Source organism: Wohlfahrtiimonas larvae, assembly GCF_002006755.1.
GTDB classification, from domain to species: Bacteria; Pseudomonadota; Gammaproteobacteria; order Cardiobacteriales; family Wohlfahrtiimonadaceae; genus Wohlfahrtiimonas; species Wohlfahrtiimonas larvae.
This window is the reverse complement of the sequence record NZ_MVDO01000210.1, coordinates 1-4672: the sequence shown is the minus strand read 5'-3', so window position 1 is coordinate 4672 and position 4672 is coordinate 1. Positions and strand designations below refer to the sequence as shown.

General features: G+C 35.4%; 4 protein-coding genes. 1 reads left to right on the top strand and 3 read right to left on the bottom strand.

From position 1 onward, the window contains the following. On the top strand, positions 1-1529 hold a 1529-nt coding region (locus tag BZK14_RS13365; RefSeq protein ID WP_171973711.1), incomplete at its 5' end, for a tetratricopeptide repeat protein. Positions 1530-1606: 77 nt separating this feature from the next. Here BZK14_RS13365 and BZK14_RS10945 read toward each other — a convergent pair. The 3 genes from BZK14_RS10945 to BZK14_RS10935 all read right to left on the bottom strand — a co-directional run. Beyond that, complete coding sequence (locus BZK14_RS10945) at positions 1607-2917, bottom strand: MFS transporter (RefSeq protein ID WP_077926523.1); 1311 nt, start codon at positions 2915-2917, stop codon at positions 1607-1609. Between the two features lie 259 nt (positions 2918-3176). Next, complete coding sequence (locus tag BZK14_RS10940) at positions 3177-4364, bottom strand: amidohydrolase (RefSeq protein ID WP_077926522.1); 1188 nt, start codon at positions 4362-4364, stop codon at positions 3177-3179. A 26-nt stretch (positions 4365-4390) separates the two neighbouring features. Next, positions 4391-4672, bottom strand: a 282-nt coding sequence (locus BZK14_RS10935) for an AbgT family transporter (protein WP_171973710.1), incomplete at its 5' end; no start/stop codon positions are given.

The following is a 4672-nucleotide window of genomic DNA, read 5'->3' as shown; positions in this document are numbered from 1 at the left end:
ATGAATGGATCTATTTATTAGACCAATCAGCAGATTCTCAAAATATTAGCAAAGCAACGAAGCAACTGGCGAAAGCTGTTTTAACTGATTCAACCATTGATTTTGCGAATTTATATCAGCGTTATACTGAAGCTAGAGATATAAACATTACACGTGCACAAATGTTGGAATGGATTGCACAATATGCAATGATCAATGTAGAAGATGCAAAAGTTTATTTAGATAGTATGAATACTTTTGATGCAGTTTTACAAAGAAGTGCTAGTTTAAATACACAAGAGAAAAAAGATGCATTAGATGAATTAGCTTATGCTTACCAAATGGGTGTTGGTATACAGCGAAATTTAGTAGAAAATTTTAAAATACTAGAACAGTTAGCAGAGTTGAAAGATGAGAGTGCAGCTTATCAATTAGCAGAAGCTTATCGTATAGGTAAAGATATTCCTATGAATTGGGATAAAGCTGTGCGTTATTACAAAATGTTACCAAAAGAAGGTTATTATTCAGCATTAGAAAATATTGATTTTTATTATGATGTTGTTGTGCCATCTCGAAAAGGTGATATGAATGCAATTTTTAAACTGGGGAAATATTATTTAGAAGATTATGCTTATGTCGATTCACCTCAAATTCGAGCAGAAGGATTTAATTTGGTATCGCAGGCAGCTCAGAAGAATATTGTGGATGCTCAATATTATTTGAGTTTATCCTATAGTTATCAATCTTTAACGAATTATCAACGTAATATGTGGTTACAAAAAGCTGCTGATCATGGTCATGCTAATGCTCAACAAACAGTAGCTCAATTATTAGAAATGGAAGCACCTTTATCTCCAGCACAGGTGAAAGAGATTATTCGATTATATTCAGGTGCAGCCAAAACTTTATCCGATGCTAAATTGAATTTGTTACGTTTTTATTATGGTCAAAATATGATTGCTGAGGCTGAACAACTTTTGGCAACATTACCAGAAGAAGAGAAAGTCATACAATACACAAATATTGCACGTTGGTATGAATACAGTAATGGTGCTTTACCGAGAAGCAATCAAAAGGCGATAGAGTTTTATCAAAAAGCTTATACGAAAGGGCATTTAAAATCCGGCATTAATATCGTGTCATTATATTTAAATGATCCCATTACACCGAAAAAATCAGAAGCCATGACATTGTTTGTTGATATTCTCGATCAAACAATGGATTCAGAAAACCCATACGCATTAGATGATGTTGTTATGATGGTGAATAGTGCAATACGAGGGATTGACGGTTTTGATTCAACACCTGAAATAGAACAGTTTGGCTTAGATTGGGCTGAGAAAATCTTAGCACAAGGTAATACTTATGCGGGGGCTATTTTATCTGATTATTATCAATCTCAAGGCAATATAGCTAAAGCTTATTTTTATTTAAAATTAATTGATAGCTGGGCATTAGATGAATTAATGAATGATATGAGTTCAGAAGAGATTGAAGCACAAAATCAAGCGGTAGAATCGTATAAACAGCAGGCTAATTGGCCATATTAATATGGTATGATGATAAAAACAAAAGCAGAGTTCAAACTCTGCTTTTGTGTACTAATAAATTTTAACTGAGTTAAAAATTAGTCTTGTTGTGCAATTTTAGAGTATTTCGCCATTAAGAATATAGATAATAATGATGCAAAAATACTTAAACCACCTAAGAAATATAAACCAGAAGCATAACTGCCTGTCGCATCTCTTACATAACCGATGACTGATGGACCAATGAATCCACCTAAGTTACCAATTGAATTGATCATTGCAATACCGGTCGCAGCAGCAGCACCTGTTAAAAACATAGATGGTAATGACCAAAATGGTGCTTTAAATCCATAAATCCCGACACCAGCGACAGAGACAGATATGATTGCCATTGCAATAGCTGTTTGTGCATATAAGTAGCCTGCAAAAATTAAGCCTAAACCTGTTAATAAAATTGCAACCAATAAGAAGATGAAAGGTTTTTTATATTTATCAGTCATGAAGCCAAAGGTTAAGCTACCTAATACGCCAACAAAATATGGAATAGAAGTGATCCAGCCAATTTGCATATTCGTGAATGTACCTTGTTCTTTGATGATTCTTGGTAAGAAGCTAGATAAACCAATGTTAGCCGTTACATTAGAGATATAGATGATTGCTAAAATCCATACAATTGGGTGCTTGAATGCCATGGATACTTTGGTTCCTGCCTTTTTAGCAACTTTTAGGCTCTCTGCATCTAAAACACCTTGAAGGTAAGTTTTCTCTTCATCATTTAACCATTTTGCATTTTTAGGGCGATCAGGCATCACACATAGGAAGATTAAACCTACGATGATTGTTGGTACGCCTTCAATGATGAATAACCACTGCCAACCATGCAATCCACCAATGCCATTTAAGCCTAAAAGTGCTGTAGATAATGGCGCACCGACTGCTAATGACAAAGGAATAGAGAGCATGAATACAGAGATGATACGTGCGCGGAATTCTTGTGGGAACCAGAATGTTAAATACAAAATAACACCTGGGAAGAAACCAGCTTCAGCAGCACCCAATAAAAATCGCATCACCAAGAAACTCACATCACCTTGTACAAATGCCATGCCAACAGAAACCATGCCCCATGTGATCATGATGCGGGAAATCCATTTACGTGCACCGAATTTTGTTAATAGTAAGTTGCTTGGTACTTCGAATAGAAAGTAGCCGATGAAGAAAATACCTGTACCATAACCGAATAATTTAGCAGAGAGTGCTAAGTCTTCCATCATCGTTAACGCAGCAAAACTGATATTAACGCGATCGAGATAAGATAAAACATATGAAAACAATAGAATTGGCATCAACTTAATGAATGCCTTTCTAATGACCACTGCTTTTAAATGGTCATTATGTTGCGAACCCATATAAACTCCTTTGATTAATATTTCTATGTTCTTGATCACCTACATAAGAACAACAGATCGCGTATGCGACGTCGCAAGATAGCAGATTGTTTTAAGGTTAATCAATCTTAAAAATGCTTATGTTATGGGTATTTTTCTAATGAGTGAGAATATCTATCAATTAAGAATAGTATGGTATCTGTTTGATTTTGAAATTGTTTTGTAACTAATTAAAAAGGCATCAATCTCAATAATTGATGCCGTAAAATATTGTATGAATTTATTTGAAATAAGATGGGTATTGTTCAACAACATTAACTAATAGCTGTAGACCATACATCATGCTATGTTCATCGATTCCAAACTTAGGATGATGATGAGGGTAATTAAAATCTAAATCAGGATTCCCACCACCAACAAAGACAAAAGTTGAAGGCACAATGGATGCAAAAGCGCTGAAATCTTCACCACCCAACATGCATTGATCTGCGATAATTTTTGCATCTTCAACTTTGTTGGCAATTGCACGGACAAAAGCTGTTTTCTCTGGGTTATTAAAAGTAACACCATAGCCTAATGTATAATCAATTTCGCATGTAGCGCCATAATCTTCACAAGTAGACTTCACCATTTTCGTAATAGTATCTTTAAATAAATATCGCATTTCTTCACTAGATGAACGGACACTACCTCCTAAATAACAAACATCAGGAATCACATTGATCGCAGACTCACGGCCAGAACTAAAATAAGTATTACTGATGACACCTGCTTCTTGTGGTGAGATCATACGAGAAACAATAGTTTGTAATTTCTGTACAATTGTTGCGCCAATGATAACTGGGTCAATTGAGTTCTCTGGCTGAGAAGCATGGCCGCCTTTTCCTTGAATTTTAATAATGTAGGCATCTGTATTAGAGCTAGCAGGACCATCTTTTACATCAATTGTACCCATTGGTAGGTTTGACCAAATATGCTGACCATAAATAAAATCTAGTTCATTGAATAGCCCGGTTTTGACTAATTCCTGAGCACCACCTGGTAATAATTCTTCAGCATGCTGGAAGATTGCCCAAACTTCGCCTGTGAGGCTATCAAAGTGTTCATCAAAGTAATGACATGCAGTCATTAACATGCTTGTATGGATGTCATGGCCACAAGCATGCATTACGCCATCATTTTTAGACTTGAATTCTAATTCATGTCGTTCTTCCAAAATGGCTAGAGCATCTATATCAGCGCGTAAACCAATTTTTGGTCCTGCCTTGCCTGTCACAAACTTTACTAAAACACTTGTACCAACAGGCTGAATGATTTCAGCATGTTTTAATTGGCTCATGTGCTCAATAATATATTTTTGTGTTTCAATCTCTTGGAATGACAATTCTGGATGTGCATGCAAATAACGTCGGTATTCTAAAAGTTTAGTTTGATAGCATTTGAGAGCATCTCTATGAATAATTTCCATAATTTTTCCTTAGATATAAATATGATTTAGTTCAGTGCACTTGGATCAATGTGAATAGGACCACCAGGGCCTACAGGTAATCCTGTCCAATACCAAATTAATACAAAGATTGTCCAAACAATACCAAGTCCTAGTGTATAAGGGAATAAGTTTGAGATGAGCGTGCCTAGCCCCATATTTTTATCGTATTTTTTTGCAAAAGATAATAAAAGAGGGAGATAAGCAAGCATCGGGGTAATTGGATTGGTAATAGAGTCTCCCACACGATAAATTGCTTGTGTAAATGCAGGGTGATAACCCAAAAATAA

Excerpts from the sequence above, each read along its gene's own strand:
- BZK14_RS10945 (WP_077926523.1), bottom strand. The coding sequence starts at position 2,917 with ATGGGTTCGCAACATAATGACCATTTAAAAGCAGTGGTCATTAGAAAG.
- BZK14_RS10940 (WP_077926522.1), bottom strand. The coding sequence starts at position 4,364 with ATGGAAATTATTCATAGAGATGCTCTCAAATGCTATCAAACTAAACTT.